The following is an 18172-nucleotide window of genomic DNA, read 5'->3' as shown; positions in this document are numbered from 1 at the left end:
CGAATTGACTGAGAACGGCTCCATCGCGGCGCTCGCGTCTGCGCGACGGCAGGGAACGCCGGTTGTCAGGCCAAGGGCAGTCAGCGGCCGGAGGGATGGGAGAGAGATGGATATGAGCATTCGCAGGCTTGCGTTGATACTGACCGGTCTCGCGACAGGATCAGCGGCGGCAGCAGCCGACCCGCCCCGCTTCAGCCGCTTTACCTATGAGGGGCGCGCGATTGAGCAGGTGGATGTGAAGAGCGGGCAGTACCGAAATCCGATCCTCTCGGGCTATTATCCTGACCCGTCCGTCACCCGGGTGGGGGACGATTACTACCTCGTTCTGTCGTCATTCGCGCACTTCCCCGGGCTGCCCATCTTCACGTCCCGTGATCTCGTGAACTGGCGTCAGATCGGCAATGCGATCGATCGGCCCGGCCAACTCGATTTCACCGGCCTGCGAACGTCGCAGGCGGTGTTCGCACCAGATATTTCGTATCACGACGGTGTCTTTTACATCGTCAACACCTGCGTCGAGTGCCGAGGCAATTTCGTCATCACCGCGCGGAATCCAGCCGGCCCATGGTCCGATCCGATCTGGTTGCCGTTCGAGGGGATCGATCCTTCGATCTATTGGGAAAACGGCAGGGCTTATATCGTCAACAATCGTGCGCCGTCGGAGCCGCCCCGCTATCCCGGCCATCGGGCAATCTGGATCCAGGAGTTTGACTGGCGCACGGGCAGGATGATCGGCGACAGCACCCAACTCATCAACGGCGGCGTCGATATCAGCAAGAAACCCGTCTGGATCGAGGGTCCGCATATATTCCTCGAGAAAGGCTGGTATTATCTGACCGCCGCCGAGGGGGGCACCAGCGTCAATCATTCGCAGGTGGTGTTCAGGTCGCGCAGCCTCAAGGGGCCGTTCGTCCCCTATGCCGGCAATCCGATCCTCACACAGCGCGATCTCGATCCCTCGCGTGCCGACCCTGTCACCTCCGCAGGCCATGCGACGCTCATCAAAACCCAGGCGGGGGAATGGTGGGCGACGTTCCTGGCGGTGAGGCCGTACGAGGGAGACTATTACAATATCGGTCGCGAGACTTTCCTGCTGCCGGTACGCTGGAAGGATGGCTGGCCCGTTATTCTCCCGGCCGGCGCATCAATACCGTTTGCGGTGGCGGCGCCCAAGCTGCCGTTCCAGCCCCCGTCCGCACTGCCTACGACAGGCGACTTCAGTTACGCGGACGAGTTTGACGGTGATAGGCTCGCGATGCAGTGGGTTGGCGTGCGAACGCCCCGATCGCCTGTCTATCATCTCGACCGGGGCGATCTTGTTCTCGGGCGCGGCGCGCCGATTGGCGATCTGAGCGGAACTCCGGCATTCGTCGGGCGCAGGCAGCAACATCATCGTGCGACAATGAGCACGACGGTCAGCTTCAGGCCGTCCCGCGATGGCGAACGCGCGGGGCTGGCCGCAATGCAAAGCGACCTGAACTTCCTCTTCTTCGGCGTCACACGCATTGGCGGGAAGGACGTGGTCGCGCTCTACACGACAGAGAAAGGCGACGAAAAGCTCATCGCTTCGGCACCGTTGGAGGGAAGCGCTCCGCTGACCCTGACCATCCGCGCGGACGGGGGGCGTATGGCGTTCGACTATGTCACCCCGGCAGGCAGGCGCGTTCTGCACGAGAATCTCGACGTCGGGTTTCTCTCGACCAAGGTCGCGACCGGCTTCGTGGGCACCGTCGTCGGTCCGTACGCGTGGTTTCAGTGATGCGCAGCCGGCTGGCTGTCTGCGCCGCCGTCGCGATCATCGGGGCAAGCGCCGCTTCGGCTCAGGTCTGGCGGTCCGACCAGGGTGATGGAACCTATCGCAATCCGCCGCTCAACGCGGACTATCCGGACCCCGACATCATCCGTGTCGGCAAGGAATTCTACTTCGTCAGCACCACCTTCGCCAACGCGCCCGGATTGACGATGCTCCATTCCCGCGACCTGGTGAATTGGGACATCGTCTCGCACCTCGTCGAGCGCCTGGACGGCCGCCCGCAATATGATCTGCAGCAGGGCGGCGCGTATCGCCGCGGGATCTACGCACCGAGCCTGCGCTATCGCGACGGCACATTCTACGTCGCCGTCACGCCCGTCGGCCAGAAGACCCGCATCTACAGCGCCGCCGACCCCAAAGGTCCCTGGACCTATAAGGAACTGGATCGCGAAGCGTTCGATCCGGCGTTGTTCTTCGATGATGACGGGCAGGCCTACCTGGCGTCCTCGATCGGCTCCGACGGCACCGTCACGCTGTACACGCTGGACGAGGGCGTGGGCCGGATCGTCGGCTCCCGCGTCATTCATTACAACAAGGGCGCGGAAGGTACCAAGATCGTCAAGCGCGGTGGATGGTACTATCTGTTCAATGCGCTGCCGGGCAAGCTGGCGCTGACGGTCTCCCGAGCCAGAGCGCTCACCGGCCCGTGGGAAGTGCGCCCGCAGATCGACGATACCACCGGCGGCCATCAAGGCGCGATCGTCGATCTTCCGAACGGGGACTATTACGGCTTTGTGATGCTTGACGCCGGTGCCATCGGCCGCGTGACCAATATCAGTCCGATCTTCTGGCGGGATGACTGGCCGGTCTGGGGAACACCCGAGGCGCCCGGACGCGTGCCGGATCGCGCCCCGATACCGGTTGCGGGGCGCGGCTTCGTGGAGCCGCCCGCCTCCGATGAGTTCGGCGGGGCCGTCCTCGGACGGCAATGGCAGTGGAACCACAATCCCATGCCGGAACTATGGTCGCTGACGGAACGCCCCGGCTGGCTTCGATTGAGGGCCGCGCCGGGCGATCAGCTTTGGTGGGCGCGCAACACGCTGGTCCAGAAGGGGCAGGCGCCGCGGGCACGTGGTGAGGTCGAGGTCGACGCCTCGGCTATCCGGTCAGGGGACGTCTGCGGCTTTGGTACATTCGGCAAATATAGTGGCCAGATCTCCGTGCTTGGGCTGCCGGATGGAGGCCGCGCGCTGACGATGCGTGTAACCGAGGCCGCCACGGATGGGCCGAAGGTGGATGTCCAGGTGGAGAGGCAGTCTGTTCGAGCCGATCGGATCTGGCTCCGTACGGACATGGATTTCCCCGCAAAGAAGGCCGTGCTGTCCTACAGTGAGGATGGCAAACGGTTCGTGCCGCTCGGCGCCGAAGTCCCGCTTATCTACGACTGGAGAACCGGAACCTTTCAGGGCGTTCAGTTCGCCATTTCCTGTTACCGCGCGCAGGGGAAGGGCGGCTATCTCGACATCAACGGGTTCAGCCTTTCTCGCTATTGACATCCGGGCGGTCCAGACTGCGCTGGCCGGCCCGCCGCACCCTTTTCACTCAGCCGCCGGAGGGGCGGTCACCCCGGCTTCCGTCTGGATGACCGGCTTCATCGTTCCGTCCGCGTTATAGCGGAGATGCTCGACGGTCACGGCCCGGCGGCCGATCGCGCCATTCTGGTCGCCGATGGCCAGGGCCGCATTGTGCAGGAAGATATACCATTGGCCCTTGAACTCGGCGATGCCGGGGTGGATCGTAAAACTATACTTTCCCGATCCGGTCAGCTCGCCGCGATACGTCCAAGGTCCCTGGATCGACGGCGCGGTGGAATAAGAGATGCGCTCATCGCGATGCGCAGTTCTGTCCAATGAGGCATAGGTGAGATAATAGAGCGAGCCTCTTTTGTGTATCCATGGCCCCTCTTCGAAATGGGGCGGCGTGATTTCGCGAATAGCGCCGTCGATTTCGATCATGTTTGGTTTGAGCTTGGCAATATAACAGTTGCGATTGCCCCACGCGATCCATGTCGTCCCATCCTTGTCAGTGAACACGGTCGGATCGATATCCTCCCAGCTGTGCGGACCTTTCGGGGTCATGGCGTTCGTGATGAGCGCGGAACCTTTCGCATCGACGAATGGGCCCGTCGGCTTGTCGGAGACGGCAACGGCGATTGCCTTGCCCGGCTGAGAGTTGTCGTGCTCGACGGCGGCATAGAACCAGAACTTGCCATTACGTTCGATGACCTGAGATGCCCAGGCATCCTTCTTGGCCCACTTGAAGTCCGAGACTTTCATGATCGCACCATGGTCCGTCCAGGTCTTCATATCGGTCGTGGAGTAGACAAGCCACTCGCGCATGTTGAACATCTCGTCGCGCTGCGCTTCGTCGTGCCCGACATAGAGATAAAGGCGGTCGCCGACGACGAGCGGGGCGGGGTCGGCCGTGAATTTGTCGCGGATCAGCGGGTTCGATCCCGGGGTGCCGGACTGCGCCAGGCTCTGCGTCGACATCAGCATGAGGAGACTGCCCATTGCCAATGAACCGAAAGACGCCTTCCGCATGCCCTGACTCCTGTTGGTTGCTCGTGCGTTATCATTCGCGAGCCCTGAGCTGTTCTACTCCGACAAAAGGCGCCACGTCGAGGGGCTGGGTGGACAATTTTGCCGTCCTCACATCCTGGCAGGCTCGCGTCTCGCATCCCCGCACGACGAGAGCTTTGCGCCGAAGCCCCAATTGACGTACGTGGCTTGGCAGAAGCTTCGAGGCAGGGATTGCGAGTGAACAAGCCGGTTCGAGCCGAGCGGGGCGCGACCATCATCGATGTTGCAGCGCGCGCGGGCGTGTCGCCAATGACCGTATCAAGGGTCATCAATGGCCATGAAGGTGTCAGACCGCGAACGCGCGAGGCGGTGCAGAGGGCTATCGACGCGCTCGCCTACACCCCCAACGTCGCTGCGCGAAGCCTCGTTACTTCGACCGAACTGCGCATCGGGATCGTTTATTCGAACCCGAGCGCCGCGTTTATGAGCGATTTCCTGACGGGTGTGTTCGAGGAGGCGTCCACACACGGCGCGCGCCTCATCCTGTTGAAAGGCGAAGCTGGGCGCCCACCGTCGCGCGAGGCGCTCGAGAATCTGATTGCCTCGGGCATATCGGGTGCGCTGCTTGCTCCCCCGCTAGGTGAGGCGCAGGGCGTTCTGGACATAGTGCACGCCGCTGGTCTCCCGATCGCGGCGGTCGGCGCTTACAGGGTGACGGACGCGCTTTGCGTCCGCGTCGACGATCGCCGCGCCGCTTACGAAATGTCGCGGCTGCTGCTCGATCAGGGCCACCGCCGTGTCGGCTTCATCCTGGGCAATCCCGATCAGGCGGCAAGCGCCGAACGGATGGCCGGCTTCTACGACGCGGTACGGGAAGTGGGCGACGTCGACATCAGGGTTGCGCAGGGCGATTTCAGCTACGCGTCGGGGCTGGTCGCAGGGGAACAGTTGCTGGATCATGCCAAGCCGCCAACGGCAATCTTCGCCAGCAATGACGATATGGCGGCGGCAACCGTGTCAGTTGCGCATCGGCGTCAACTCGATGTGCCGCGCGAACTCACGGTGGTCGGTTTTGATGATACCCCAGCTGCCGTCATGCTCTGGCCGCCGCTGACCACGGTGCGCCAGCCTGTGCACAAGCTGGCGGCCGAAGCGCTCTCGCTGCTGGTTGCGGGCATCGCGCAGGGGGGCACGCCCCGACAACGTCGTGAGATCATTCTGGATCACGAGCTTGTCCTGCGCCAATCTGTCGCGCCTCCGCCTTCGGAGCGGGACCGCGGGGCGTAATGCAGCGTGAGGGGACAGGTGGCGCTCCCCGCCCCCTTTCTCTCCCGTGAAGGGTGCCCTGTCAGGCGCCGCCGCGCTCCGTCTTGCCCCGTGGATCGAGGAAGATGCGCATCACGCGAAGTTGCATCGCATCGAGTGCCTCCTGCCGTTCGCTGCGGGCAGCCCCATCGAGCGGGGCATTGCGCAGTTCGTCGAGCGGCACGCCGCGGAGGGATGCGACCTCGCGTTCCAGCCGGTCGATGCGGTCGTTGGAAGCGGCGAGTTCGACCATCAGCGCCAGCGCGACGCTGAGCACCTGTTCGGCCTCCTGGCTGTCGAGGCTGAACGGGCGGTCGCCGCGCTGGCCGGCGATCACCGCGGAAATGGCGTCGGCGGCGGTCGTCACTTGGCGCCACCCACAGGCTTGCCGCCGCTGATCACATACCAGCGGTTGAGATTGCTCACCGCCGACACATTATGCTCCTCGATGCTGCCCTCGGCGAAGCCGGCGGCACGCATGTCCGCCAGCAGGTCGGCATCGTTGTAGGTCTTCCAGAACAGTTCGCCGTTGAAGCTGGTGTCCCAATTCTTCTCGACGCGATGGACGTCGGTCGGTGCGAAGCGGGTGTCGACATCCTGGAAGATCACCAGCCCGCCGGGGCGGACGACGCGCAGCGCCTCGGCCATCGCGCGCCGGCGTTTGTTGGCGCCGATCTCGTGCAGCATGTTGTGCGAGACGACGAGGTCGAAATGATCGTGCGGGAAGCGCAACTCGGCCGCGTCCATCTGATGGAAATGCACCGCGACCCCCAGCGCCTCGGCGCGGGCATGGGCATAGCGCAGCATGCCCGCGCCGATGTCGACCGCGTGAACCTCGGCATCTTGGAAGCGATCGGCATAGGCGGCCGAGGCGGCGCCCGCCGAACAGCCGAGATCGAGCACCCGGCCGGGGGTGAAGCCGCCGAAGCGCTCCTCGAGCAGGCGGAAGATCACGCCGGCCTTGCTGTCGCTCTTGCCCGCGCCCTGCCCGAACGAGAAGACGTTGCCGCCGGTCTCGTAGAAGGCGCCGGCGACGATATCCTCCGGGCTGTCGTCCCGCGCATAGCCGCCGGGCTGGAGGTGGACGTCGGTGCTCGCGATCTCGGGCGATGGATCATAATCGGCGTGAAGCGTCAGCGATCCCTTGCGGTCGGCGGCGCCGGCCAGCGCTGCGGCTGCGGCCTGCATCCGGTCACGATCGCGGAAGATCGGCTCGCCCACCGAGACCCAGATCATTTCCTGGGCGGCGCGGTTGGCTGCGCTCCACATCCGGTAGCCGACCGACTCGAACAGCGCCTGTTCGATCTCGTCGGGCGATTGCGGCTGGCGGCCATGGCGCGCGGCGAAGGCGGGGGCGCCTTCCTCGGCGAAGCGGCGGACATTCTGCGATCGCACCCGTGCGTTGAGCAGCTTGCGCAGCGACACCACCGCGCGCTGCCGGCTCAGTTCCTCCTCGGTCGCCTGCGGCAGCATCGGGTGCTGGACGTCGCGCACATTCATCATTCAGCCTCCTCGATGAATTCCACCAGTTCGCCGGCCGGCCCCAGCACGGTGCAGGCGCGGCGGCCTTCATAGCCGATGCCGTCGCGCCGCACCGGTGGCGTGATCGCCTGGTCGGCGACGCGATCGAGCGCGACGGTGGCGATGCTCGCCATCGCGCAGCCCGGCGGCAAGTCTCCTTGTATGCGCGGACGCGACGCCGCAATCAGCCCCGGCCCGGTCGGATATTCGTCAAACTCGAACAAATAGCCATGCTCGCGCAGGCCCGCGGTGGTCATGCGAATTACATGGTCATGGTCCAGCCGCTGTGCATCCTGCACGAGCTGGATCTTGCTGTCGCGCAGCGGCCGGCGTTTGAGATCGAACAGGTCGCAATACCAGTTGCGCAGCGAATCGAAATCGGAGCCGGCGACGACGAGGATGAAAGGCCGGTCGATCAACGAGCGTGGACTGGGCAGGATCGAGGTCGCGCGATCGCCGCTCTCCATCGTGAAATAAAGGCATTCGCCGGCAGGCCCCGCCGCCTGCATCGCGACGATCGACGGCATGAATTGCAGCGGCTTGGGCTCGGCGAGAATCTCGAACCCCGACTGGCGCAGCCGCGCGTGCACCTCATGAACATCATCGACGATGATTTCGAACGCCGCCCAACCAAAGGTGGTGAGCGGCCGATAGCCCGGCACGGCGCCCACCTGCACAGCGCGGATATAGTCGGTCGAGGCGCCCTCGGTGCTCATCACGATGTACGGGCGGCCGGCGGAGGCCGGGGTGCCCCAACTGGCGGCGAGATCTGCATCGACCGTGCCGCGTTCGCGGACATGATAGCCGAGCCAGTTGCAATATTGATCCTCGATCACGCCAATATTGGGCGCGCCGATCGTCGCGAACCGGAACCGCGTCAGCAGCGGATCGCCATGTGAGGTCCAGTCGCTCATCTCGCCCTCTCGTCCATGAAGGGCAGCTTAGCGCCAATTACACTTATTTCTAAATCAAATGAGCGCGGCGTGGCAGGAAGCGTCCATGCCGGGTTTCAGCCAGAGAGTCACGTCGCAGCAGTCAGGAATAGGCCGACTGGAGGTCGAGCTTAATCTGGTAGCGATCGGGCCGGAAATGGGCGAGCACATGCTGGATCGGCCGCTTGTCGACATCCATAACGGTGCGGCTGACGCGCAGGATCGGCGATCCGATATCGACCTCCAGCAGGTTCGAAAGCTGTGCGTCGGCCAGCGAGGCGGAGATGGTCTGGCTCGCCGCGCCGATCTTGGCGCCGCCCTGTTCAAGCAGGCTCAGCATCGGCGTGGATTTCAGCGCCGCGGGCGTCATCGCCCCGGCCAGCGCATCGGGCACATGGCTGACCATGTAGCTGAGCGGCGCATCGTCGAGCCAGCGGACGCGGGTGACGCGCAGCACCGGCGTGCCCGCGGCGATGTCGAGCGCGTCGGTGACGGGCGGGCGCGCCGGCACGGTCTCGAAATCATGGATCTTCACCTGCGTGTTGCGGCCGAAGCTGATCAGCGATTCGACCGCCTGGTCGATGCTGCCCTGGATCGGCTTCGCGGGCGACTGGTAGGTGACGTGGGTGCCCACGCGGCGCTTGCGGGCGACGAGGTTGGTTTCGGCCAGTTCGGCCAGCGCGCGCCGCGCGGTGATGCGCGAGACGCCGAAGCTGTCGGACAGTTCCTCCTCGGTCGGCATGCGCGATCCGAAGGCACGGCTGCCGCTGATGATCTCCTCGCGCAGTTGCATGAAGATCTGGTGATACAGCGGCGTGGCCTGGAACCGGTCGACCGATGCCATCTCTTCGCTGCGTTTGGTCAAGCCCTGCTCCCCTCGACGCCCGGTGTGGCGCGATATCGTCCCTTAATCATGATCGAAGACGGAGGAAAAGGAAGATGAAGACCAAGGCTGTGCTCGGCGGTGCCGAACTGGATGCCATGCTGGCGGCGGCGCGCGCCAAGGCGCAGGAGATCGGCATCGTAGCGACGATCGCGATCGTCGATGATGGCGGCTATCTGTTCCGGCTGGAGCGCGCCGACGGCGCCGGCGTGATGACCCCCGCGGTCGCCACCGCCAAGGCTCGCACCGCCGCACTGATGCGCGCGCCGAGCGGGGTGCTGACCAGCCGGCTGAAGGAGGAGCCGGAACTGCTGCGGCTGACCGATTATCTGCCGATGCCGGGCGGGCTGCCGATCCGGTGGGATGGTGTGTGCATCGGCGGGATCGGGATTTCCGGGGGGAATGCCGAGCAGGATGTGGCGATCGCCGAGGCGGGGATTGCTGCGTTGGGGTGATAAGTCGCTTTTTTGTCCTCCCCGACGCTGCGCGCCGGGGAGGAAAATAGATCATCGATTCAGTGCATTTCCTCGCCGCCGGACACGTTCATCGCCTCGCCGGTGATATACCGCGCCTGGCCCGAGCACAGGAAGGCGCAGGCATTTGCGGTGTCCTCGGGCGTGCCGACGCGGCCCAGCGGAATGCGGCCGCGCATCGCTGCCATATATTCGTCAAGCGTCTGGCCGCGCATGCCTGCCATATACTCGTTCTGCCACGATCCCAGGCCCGTGGTGACATGGTTCGGGCAGACCGCGTTCACGGTGATCTGCTGTGGCCCCATCTCGATCGCGACCGAGCGGGTCAGGCCGACGAGGCCGTGCTTCGAGGCGATGTAGGAAGAAGTCAGCGCCGAACCCGACTTCGACCCGCGGCTGCCGATCGAAACGATGCGGCCGCGGCCCCAGTCCGGCAGTTCGTCCTGCTTGAGCATCTGGCGGATCGCATGCTTCATCGCGAAGAAGGAGCCGCGCAGGTTCACGTCCAGCACCGTGTCCCACATCTCCTGCGTCTGGTCGACGAAGGGGCCGAACAGGAAGCCGACGCCGGCATTGTTGACGAGGATGTCGAGCTTGCCGAACCGCTCGACCGCGAAGGCGACCAGCGCCTCGACCTCGGCCTCGACGCGCATGTCGGCGGCGAAGGTGGCGATGTTCGGATGGAGGGTGCGCAGTTCGTCGGCGATCTGTTCGAGCTCGCTCGCCTGGCCCACGCCATGTTCGGGCGCCATCGCACCCTTGGTCTGGCCGAGATCGTGGAGGACGACATGGACGCCGTCTTCCGCCAGCTTGCGCGCGATGGCGGCGCCTAGGCCGCCGTGGCGGCCGGCGCCGGTGACGATGGCGACCTTGCCCGCGAGATCCGGATACATTGGTTTCTCCCTCAGAATTCCATGGCGGTGCGATAGCCCTCGGCGGTCGCGACCAGCACAGTGCGCGGCGCGTGCGCATCGCCGATGGTGCGGACGTCGATCCCCGCCGCGCGCAGCGGCGCGGCGAGCGCATCGTCGGGGATGCGCGCGGTGGCATAGGTGAACAGCGCGACGTCGGCGATCACCGTCTCGCGGCCGCTGAAGATATTGGCATAGGCGACCTCGCCCTCCTCGAAGCGCGAGGAGGCGAGGGGGCGGACCGAGGTGACGATCTCGATGTCCTTGGCGTAGAGGCGGGCATAGACGCCCTGCCGCGTCACCATCGCCTCGTCGCTGGCGATCCGCTCCCGCTCGGTCAGGATGATGACGCGGTCGTAGCGCGTCTTGAGCAGTTCGGCCGCGGCATAGGTGAAGGCGCCATGATCGGCGTCATGGATCACCGCGGTGCCCGCCTGTCGCGCGGTCAGCCGGGTGAGATCGGCCATCGCCTGGCGGAGGTCGGGGAAAAAGCCCTCGCCACGATATTCGGCGGGCAGATAGTCCGGCCAGCCCGGCGTCGCGCCGGTCGCGAGCACGACATGGTCGGGCGCGAGCGCGAGAATGTCGTCGGCACCGGCAGTGGTGCCCCAGTGGAAGACCGCGCCGGCGCGCTCCGCCGACAGCCGCTGATAATCATAGATGCTGCTGAGATTCTCGCCACCGGGGAGCAGGGCGTGGAGCCGCGTCTTGCCGCCCGCCTCGTCGCCGGCGGAAAACAGCGTTACCGTGTGGCCGCGCGCGGCGGCGACCCAGGCCGCCTCCATGCCAGCGATGCCGCCGCCGACCACGACGACGCGCTTGGGCGCCGCCACCGGCTCGGGGCGCCAGTCCGCCTCGTCGGGCGCGCCGACGCGGGGATTGTTGTCGCAGTGGAGTCCGCGGCCGATGTTGATCATGTGCCAGCAGGTGTTGCACGACACGCAATAGCGGATCTGCGCCTCGCGGCCCTGCTCGGCCTTCACCGCCCAGGCCGGGTCGGTCACCAGCGGCCGGCCCATCATCACGAGGTCGCCCAGCCCGTCACGGACGATGCGTTCGCCCTCATTGGGATCGGTGATCAGCCCGAGCGCGCCCAGCGGCACGCCCGGCGCATGCTTGCCGAGCGCGGCGATGCGATCGACGAAGGGCGTGCGCGGCCCGTGCAGGTCGGGCAGATGCTCGTAGAGCGTGTGGCCGTGCGCGCCCCAGCAATAGGTGAGATAATCCATCACCCCGGTGGCGTGGACGCGATCGGTGATCTGCGCCGCGATGTCGAGGTCGATGCCGCCTTCCATGCCATCCTCGGCGGGCAGCTTGACGCCGATGATGAAATCGTCGCCGCACGCGTCGCGCAGCGCCAGCATCAGGTCGGTCAGCAGGCGGGTGCGGCGGGGGAGGTCGCCGCCATAGTCGTCGTCGCGCACGTTAGAGCGCGCGGCCAGGAACTGGTGGAAGAGGTGGCCATGGCCAGCGGAGATCTCGACGCCGGCGAAGCCCGCCGCCTGCAGCCGCGTGGCGCAGAAGGCGAATTCGTCGATCATCCGGCGGATCTCGTCGGCGGAAAGCGCGTGCGGCACCGTCCAGCTCAGATCGTCGGGCAGCGCGGAGGGGCCGATCGCATCCGGGTTGCGGAAGCCGGCGCGGAAGCCGCGGCCATTGTCCTGGATCTGGCCGAGCATCAGCCCGCCCTCGGCGCCGACCAGATCGGCCCAGCGGGTGAGTTCGCCCTCGTTGATGCCGGAAAGCACCGCGGGGCGCGTCGGCAGCTTGTGATGGCTCAGCATCGCCATCGGCTCGGTCACGAGCATCGCCGTGCCGCCGCGCGCGCGGTTGACATAATAGTCGATCAGCCGCGGCGTGACGCGGCCGCGATCGGCATAATGCGTCGACATGGAAGCATGGACAACGCGGTTCTTCAGCGTCCGCCTGCCCACCATGAACGGAGAGAAGAGGTTGGGATAGGCGGTCATCGCTGGGCTGCTCGCGGGTCGGCGCGTGTCACTCGGGCGCGTGCATCCGCATGACCCGCTGGACATAGGCGTTGCGCCAGGCAAGGCGTTCCGCCTCCACCGTCTCGTCGGCGCGATAGGCCTCGATATCGGCGCGGGTGATGCTGGACCTGGTTTCGAGCAGTCGCTCGACGGTGTCGAGCCGTTCGCGCATCACCGCCACCTCGGTCATCAGTTCGAGGAAGAAGGTCATCACCTGGTCGATCGCCGGATCCTCGAAGAAGTTCGGGCGGCGGCCCTTGCTACTGCGCGGCAGTTTTACCTGATCGGCGCTGGGAAGTTCGGCCATGGCGATGTTCCTGGATGGATCGCGGAAAATGGAAAAGGCGGCCGGGCGCTTGTGCGCCCCGCCGCCCGGGATTGGCAAATCAGAAGTCGTAGCGCGCGCGCACTGTCCAGCGACCCGGCTCGTTGAGATACGGGAAGATCAGGAAGGAAGACACGAAGCGGCGGTCGAAGCAGTTGGTGCACTCCGCCGACAGCGTCCAGCCCTGCGCTACGTTGCGCAGCGAGATGCCGCCGTTCCACAGGCCATGCGCTTCCTGATAGCCGCGCGCGTCGTTCTGCGCCGATGGCCAGCTGCCATCGGTATAGGCCCAGCTCACCGACGGTGTCAGGCGGAAATCGCCGAACTCCGCGGTGTAGTTGGCGCCTACCGTCGAGTTGAACGGTGCCACGCGCGAGGGCAGCGCGATCTCGCCGGCGGCGGTGACGATGCCCTGGTTGCAGGCCGAAGCCACGCCGTTGCGGCAGTTCGCCGCCTGCGCGATCACCGACGGATCGATGTTCTTGAAACGCGCGTGCTGGAGACCCGCGGTCCAGTAGATGTTGAGCCCGCGGACCGGCGCCAGCGTGATCTCGGATTCGAGGCCATAGTTGCGCAGGTCGGCGAAGTTGCGGGTAACGTAGATGATCTGGCCCGGCACCAGCGGGTTCTCGCGGCCCGCGGGAAGCTGGTTGTCCATGTCGTTGAAGTAGAAGCCCGTCAGATTGACGCGCAGCTTGCGGTCGAACCATTCGGAACGCAGGCCGCCTTCGAATGACCAGATCGTCTCACGCGAGAAGGGGAACATGCCCGCCGCGTTGTAGGAGCGGGAGACCCAGCCGCCCGACTTGAAGCCCTTGGTGGCCGATGCGAACACCGACACGTCCGGCGCCATCTTGTAGTTGATCGCGAAACGCGGCGTCCACACCTTGGCGGTCTGCTTGATCGGCAGGCCGGCGGCGATGATGTCGTCGGTGTTGAACGGCTGGTTGAGGCCGACCGGCGGCAGCGGGCTGTCGTTCGCCTGGAAGGCGATGTCCTTATATTCCTCAGTATAGCGGATGCCCGCGGTCAGGGTCAGGCCCTCGATCGCCTCGTAATCGGCCTGGAAATAGGCGGCGATCGCATCGGTGTTGTTGGACATCGTGCGATCGGCGAACAGCGTGGGCGCGCCGGCCGCGGTAATCGCGAGGTTTGCGAAGTTGGTCTTGTTGTCTTCGCGGATGTAATAGAGGCCGCCGGTGTAGGTCAGCTTGTTGTCGAACGCCTTGCCGGTCGCCTTGATTTCCTGGCTGAACTGGCCATGCCAGCTGTCATTGGCCAGCACCGAGGTGGAACCCGGCACCACCGTGACGACATCCGCCGGCAAGGTATAGACCGTGGCCGCGCTGTTGAGGCTCATCGCGCTGTCGGTCAGATATTCGTTATAGATGTGGCGATAGCCGGTGATGATGTTCACCGTCAGATCGTCGGCCGCGTCGATCTGCAGGTTCGAGGTGAACGACCAGCTCTCGGCGACATTGCCCAGCGTGTTGTCCGACAGGCCGGACGACAGGTAGGAACGGCCGCCGAACACGTCGGACACGGTCTGGCCCTTGCGCAGCCGGGTGTAGCTGACGCGATCCTTGGTGGCCGGATCGTAGAAGTTCGGGAAGTTGGCGTAGCTCTGGTAATTGTAATCGACCGTGCCGTCCCACGTCACGGTATCGCCGCCGAACACGCGCAGCGCGCCGCGGAAGCCATAGCTCTTCTCGTCGTTCAGGCGATCGCCGGTGACGCGGTTCTTCACGTAGCCGTCGTCGTTGACGTAATAGCCCTGGATCTTGCTCAGCACCTTGCCGGGCACGATCGGCAGATCGACGGACGCGCGGGCGGTGACGCGATCGAAACGGCCATAGCCGACCTCGGCGAACCCGCCGAAATTCTCGCCCGGCTTCTTCATGATCACGTTGATCGCGCCGCCGGTGGTGTTGCGGCCGAACAAGGTGCCCTGCGGCCCGCGAAGCACTTCGATCCGCTCGACATCGAAGAAGGCGAAATTGTTGGCGCTCTGCCGCGACATATAGACTTCGTCGACATAGGTGCCGACCGGCAGGTCGAAGGTCGAGATGGTCTCATTGTTGTTGAGACCACGCATCGAATAGCTGTTCGCAGTGCCGACCGAGGTATTGTTGTGGCCGATCAGGTTGGGAACATAGTTCAGCAGGTCGATCGTGCGGCTGATCTGGCGCGTCTGCATGTCTGCGGAGGAAAAGGCGCTGACCGCGATCGGCACGTCCTGCAGCCGCTGTTCGCGGCGCTGCGCGGTGACGACGATGTCGCCGACGCCTTCCTGCGGTGTCTCGACGGCGTCGGCAGCGGGTGCCGTGTCCTGCGCCTGTGCCGCCCCCGCAGCCAACGCATACAAGCTCAACCCCGCGAGCGTCCCCAGCTTTGCTCTGGTCAACATGTCGTCCTTTCCAATCCTTCGCGGCCGGTCCTGCGCCGGCCGATCCCTGCCCAACTCGCGTTCTGCCCGGCGAAATCCGGACAAAACCCCACTCAATCCCCCCGGCATTTGACCAGCGGGATGCCCTGCGAACGGCAATTTATTATTTGTTATAGGAGTATGACATAATTCCCGCCGATGTCACGTGACTTTTATCGTTTTCGCCCGATCCCGGCGGGGTTTGTGATCGTTGTGCAACACTCAGCCATTGTACGCCGGGCGCGCCACGGCACGCTCCAGCCAGGCGGCCACATCGGGAAAAGCTGACAGGTCGACGCGGGTCGACCGCGTGAGCGCGGCGACCGCAGCGACATTGATGTCGGCGACCGAAAAATCGCTGCCGAGCAGCCAGTCGCGACCACCGAGCGCCTGTTCCAGCACTGCCAGCGGCGCCTGCAGATCGCGCTCGGCGGCATCGGCCAGCGCGGCGTTGCGCTCCGCCTCCGGCTTGATGACGCGTTCGAACAGGCAGGTGGTCAGCGGCTTTTCAAGTTCGTTGAGGCCCCAGAAGGTCCACTGCCAGACCCGCGCCTCATCCTCGACCGCGCTCGGATAGAGCGTGCTGGTGCCATATTTCTTGGCGAGATAGAGGCTCTGCGCGAACGATTCGAACAAGGTCAGTTCCCCGTCGATCAGCGCCGGCACCTTGCCGTTGGGATTGATCGCCAGATAGGGCGGCTGCTTGATGTCGCCCGGCGCCGGCTCGATGTTGCTCACCTGCAGCCCGAGTTCCCGCGCCACCCACAAGGGCCGGCGTGCGCGCGAACCGGGGCGGCCGTAGATCGTGATCGTCATTTCGGAAGACCCTTGAGGAAATGAAGGATGGGCGCTGCCCATTCGCCCGCGCGTTCGAAGACCATGCCGGCACCGCCCGGATATTCGGCATAGGCCCAGCGCGGCCGCCGCTCGACGAGTTTGCGACCCATCGGAAACAGCGGATCCTTGTGGCTTGCGAGGATCAGGGCCGGGCACGCGATCCGGTCGAGATCGGGCTCCAGATCATAGGCCGGGGCGGCGCGATGGCCGTCCTCCTTCCACGGACCATTGGCGAAATAGGCGACGATGCCGACATGCACGGTCTCGTCGCTCCACGTCGGATCGGCGATGCGGCGCACCGCGGCCCAGCGATCGGTGAAGTGGCTGCCGTCCGCCTTGATCTCCTGCACATCGTTGAGGGAGGCGGCGCGCGCGGCGCGCTGCTCGGCGGTGTAATATGGCATGTTGTCGGTCGCGAGCGCGCGGACCGTGCCGGGATAGGTCGCCGCCACCCGCGCCGCGACCAGCGCGCCGCCGTGATGGCCGACGATCGCGACCGTGCCGAGACCAAGCGCATCGATCACGGCCGCCACCGCATCGGCATAGAGCGGTACGCTGGCACCGCCAGCCGCGGGCGGATCGGACATGCCGTGGCCGGGCAGGTCGGGCACGATCACGCGATAGCCGGCGGCGGCGAGTTCGGGCGCGGCCTTGCGGTACTGGATCGATCCCCATGGCGCCTGGTGGACCAGCACGATCGCCGGCCCCTCACCGAGGTCGCGATAATGGACCTGGCCGCACGGGCCGGAAAGATAGCCGCGGCGCTCGCCGGCGAGCAGGTTGACCGAAGGCAGCATCAGGCGTTCTCCACCGGCAGGCGCTGGCCGAGCAGGCGACCGAAGGTCATCGCCGGCGTCACCATCATGCCACCGCACGCCGCCTTGCCCATCGTCTGTCCCGATCCAAGCAGTTCGCCGATCGCATAGAGATTGCCGATCGGCTGGCCGTCGCGGCGGACGACGCGCAGGTCGTCGTCTACCGCGAGGCCCACCGCGCTCGAAATCGAGCTACCCTGCATGCGGATGGCGTAGAACGGGCCGGTGCCGATCGATTGCGGCGCGTGCACGCGGCCGAGAAAATCGTTGCCGGTCAGCACACCATAATTGAACCCTGCGACCGCGCGGGCGAGGCCGGCGGCGTCGATGCCTGCGCGCTCGGCGAGCGCCTCGATCGTCGGCGCGCTGGAGAAAGCGGGGCCATCTTCGGCGAAGGCGCGCGCCATGTCCTCGCGGCTCCAGCCGACGATGATCGGCGGCGCCGTGTCGAGGATCGCCCGGTCGAAGACGATCCAGTAGCGGCGGTCGGGCTGGTCCATCAGCGCCATCTCGCGCGCGTCCACGCTCCGGATATCCTCGCGGATGAAGCGCTGGCCGTTCGCGTTGACGTAGATTTCCCAAGGCTCGCGCCGCTCGGGAAAGGTCTCGACCACGCCAAGCGACCGCGCCGGGAACGTATCGCTGTTGTAGAGCGTGCCGAAATTATTGAAGACGTTCTCCTGGCCGCGCAGATAGCCGCCCGCCGCCTCGCCAAGCACCAGCCCGGCACCCTGAGAGAAGGGGTAGGGCGCGGCGTTGTAGAGCGGATAGCCGCTCAGCCGTTCGAACATCTCGGCGTTCGCGGCGTAGCCCCCGGTCGCCAGCACGGTGTTGCGGCCGTCGAAGTCATGGCTCGCGCCATCGGCGTCACGCACCGTGACGCCGATCACCCGCGCGTCGGCATCGCTGCGCAGCGCGGTCACCTCATGCTGCAGCTTCAGCGTGATCCGGCCCGCGGCCACTAGCGCCTCGACGCGGGGGACGAGAACATTCTTGACGGTGATGCCGCCCTCGGCGCCCCAGTAATAGCGCTTCTCGCGATAGGGCTCATGACCGAAGCCGGTCACCGGATGCTCTGGCAGCGGTTCGAAGCCGGCATCCATCAGCCAGTCGAAGGTGTCGGCGGCATTGTCGATCGCCAGGCGGACGAGGCCGGGATTGGCGGTGCCGCGGCTGATCCGCATGACGTCCTCGAAATGGGCGTCGGCGCTGTCGGTGATGCCGCGCGCCTGCTGCAGCCGCGTGCCTGCCGCGCTCATCTGGCCGGTCGCGACCCACAGGGTGCCGCCCAATTCGGCGGCTGCATCGATCAGCAGGACGCGCCCGCCACGCTCGGCCGCGAAGATCGCAGCCGGCAAGCCTGACGAGCCCCCGCCGACGATGATGACATCCCACATGACCCCCGCGACTCCCTGTGTT

16 protein-coding genes are annotated in these 18172 nt (G+C 65.6%); 4 read left to right on the top strand and 12 right to left on the bottom strand.

Annotated elements, in window-relative coordinates; genetic code table 11:
• Positions 1–112: 112 nt before the first annotated feature.
• Both FHS96_RS17965 and FHS96_RS17960 read left to right on the top strand, forming a co-directional pair.
• Positions 113–1759, top strand: coding sequence for a glycoside hydrolase family 43 protein (locus FHS96_RS17965; RefSeq protein WP_429594951.1), 1647 nt, complete (start codon positions 113–115; stop codon positions 1757–1759).
• On the top strand, positions 1759–3306 hold the full coding sequence (locus FHS96_RS17960; protein ID WP_429594636.1) for a glycoside hydrolase family 43 protein: 1548 nt from the start codon (positions 1759–1761) through the stop codon (positions 3304–3306). Before FHS96_RS17965 ends, FHS96_RS17960 begins: the two co-directional genes overlap by 1 nt.
• 45 nt (positions 3307–3351) lie before the next feature.
• Here the strand turns inward: FHS96_RS17960 and FHS96_RS17955 are convergent, their stop codons facing one another.
• Positions 3352–4356, bottom strand: coding sequence for a glycoside hydrolase family 43 protein (locus FHS96_RS17955; protein ID WP_429594633.1), 1005 nt, complete (start codon positions 4354–4356; stop codon positions 3352–3354).
• Positions 4357–4572: 216 nt separating this feature from the next.
• Between FHS96_RS17955 and FHS96_RS17950 the strand changes: the two genes are divergently transcribed.
• Complete coding sequence (locus FHS96_RS17950; protein WP_429594630.1) at positions 4573–5622, top strand: LacI family DNA-binding transcriptional regulator; 1050 nt, start codon at positions 4573–4575, stop codon at positions 5620–5622.
• A 61-nt stretch (positions 5623–5683) separates the two neighbouring features.
• On the opposite strand, the gene FHS96_RS17945 is transcribed toward FHS96_RS17950, so the two are convergent.
• The 4 genes from FHS96_RS17945 to FHS96_RS17930 all read right to left on the bottom strand — a co-directional run bounded on the left by FHS96_RS17945 (position 5684) and on the right by FHS96_RS17930 (position 8958).
• Positions 5684–6007: a hypothetical protein gene (locus FHS96_RS17945; protein ID WP_429594627.1), complete on the bottom strand. Its 324-nt coding sequence runs from the start codon at positions 6005–6007 to the stop codon at positions 5684–5686.
• On the bottom strand, positions 6004–7143 hold the full coding sequence (locus tag FHS96_RS17940; RefSeq protein ID WP_429594625.1) for a class I SAM-dependent methyltransferase: 1140 nt from the start codon (positions 7141–7143) through the stop codon (positions 6004–6006). Before FHS96_RS17940 ends, FHS96_RS17945 begins: the two co-directional genes overlap by 4 nt.
• The gene (locus FHS96_RS17935; protein WP_429594623.1) at positions 7140–8075 is read right to left on the bottom strand and encodes a VOC family protein; all 936 of its coding nucleotides are present in this window, start codon (positions 8073–8075) and stop codon (positions 7140–7142) included. Before FHS96_RS17935 ends, FHS96_RS17940 begins: the two co-directional genes overlap by 4 nt.
• A 121-nt stretch (positions 8076–8196) precedes the next feature.
• Positions 8197–8958 (bottom strand): GntR family transcriptional regulator, encoded by a 762-nt coding sequence (locus tag FHS96_RS17930; RefSeq protein WP_429594621.1) that lies wholly within the window; start codon positions 8956–8958, stop codon positions 8197–8199.
• A 74-nt stretch (positions 8959–9032) separates the two neighbouring features.
• Here FHS96_RS17930 and FHS96_RS17925 point away from each other — a divergent pair, with 74 nt between their 5' ends.
• Entirely contained in the window at positions 9033–9431 is a 399-nt protein-coding gene (locus FHS96_RS17925; RefSeq protein WP_429594618.1) for a GlcG/HbpS family heme-binding protein, read from the top strand.
• Between the two features lie 59 nt (positions 9432–9490).
• Here the strand turns inward: FHS96_RS17925 and FHS96_RS17920 are convergent, their stop codons facing one another.
• From FHS96_RS17920 to FHS96_RS17890, 7 genes are all read right to left on the bottom strand, one after another.
• Positions 9491–10342 (bottom strand): SDR family NAD(P)-dependent oxidoreductase, encoded by an 852-nt coding sequence (locus FHS96_RS17920; protein WP_429594615.1) that lies wholly within the window; start codon positions 10340–10342, stop codon positions 9491–9493.
• A gap of 11 nt (positions 10343–10353) precedes the next feature.
• Entirely contained in the window at positions 10354–12330 is a 1977-nt protein-coding gene (locus FHS96_RS17915) for an oxidoreductase (protein WP_429594613.1), read from the bottom strand.
• 28 nt (positions 12331–12358) lie between these two features.
• The gene (locus FHS96_RS17910) at positions 12359–12658 is read right to left on the bottom strand and encodes a hypothetical protein (protein ID WP_429594610.1); all 300 of its coding nucleotides are present in this window, start codon (positions 12656–12658) and stop codon (positions 12359–12361) included.
• Positions 12659–12737: 79 nt separating this feature from the next.
• The gene (locus FHS96_RS17905) at positions 12738–15083 is read right to left on the bottom strand and encodes a TonB-dependent receptor (protein ID WP_429594607.1); all 2346 of its coding nucleotides are present in this window, start codon (positions 15081–15083) and stop codon (positions 12738–12740) included.
• A gap of 240 nt (positions 15084–15323) precedes the next feature.
• On the bottom strand, positions 15324–15917 hold the full coding sequence (locus FHS96_RS17900) for a glutathione S-transferase family protein (RefSeq protein ID WP_429594604.1): 594 nt from the start codon (positions 15915–15917) through the stop codon (positions 15324–15326).
• Positions 15914–16735, bottom strand: coding sequence for an alpha/beta fold hydrolase (locus tag FHS96_RS17895; RefSeq protein WP_429594601.1), 822 nt, complete (start codon positions 16733–16735; stop codon positions 15914–15916). Before FHS96_RS17895 ends, FHS96_RS17900 begins: the two co-directional genes overlap by 4 nt.
• Positions 16735–18150 (bottom strand): FAD-dependent oxidoreductase, encoded by a 1416-nt coding sequence (locus tag FHS96_RS17890; RefSeq protein WP_429594599.1) that lies wholly within the window; start codon positions 18148–18150, stop codon positions 16735–16737. Before FHS96_RS17890 ends, FHS96_RS17895 begins: the two co-directional genes overlap by 1 nt.
• Between the last annotated feature and the right edge of the window lie 22 nt (positions 18151–18172).

The organism is Sphingomonas zeicaulis (assembly GCF_050433225.1).
Taxonomy (GTDB): Bacteria; Pseudomonadota; Alphaproteobacteria; order Sphingomonadales; family Sphingomonadaceae; genus Sphingomonas_D; species Sphingomonas_D zeicaulis.
Note: the sequence above shows the minus strand (reverse complement) of the source record. Positions and strands in the feature narration are given on the sequence as shown.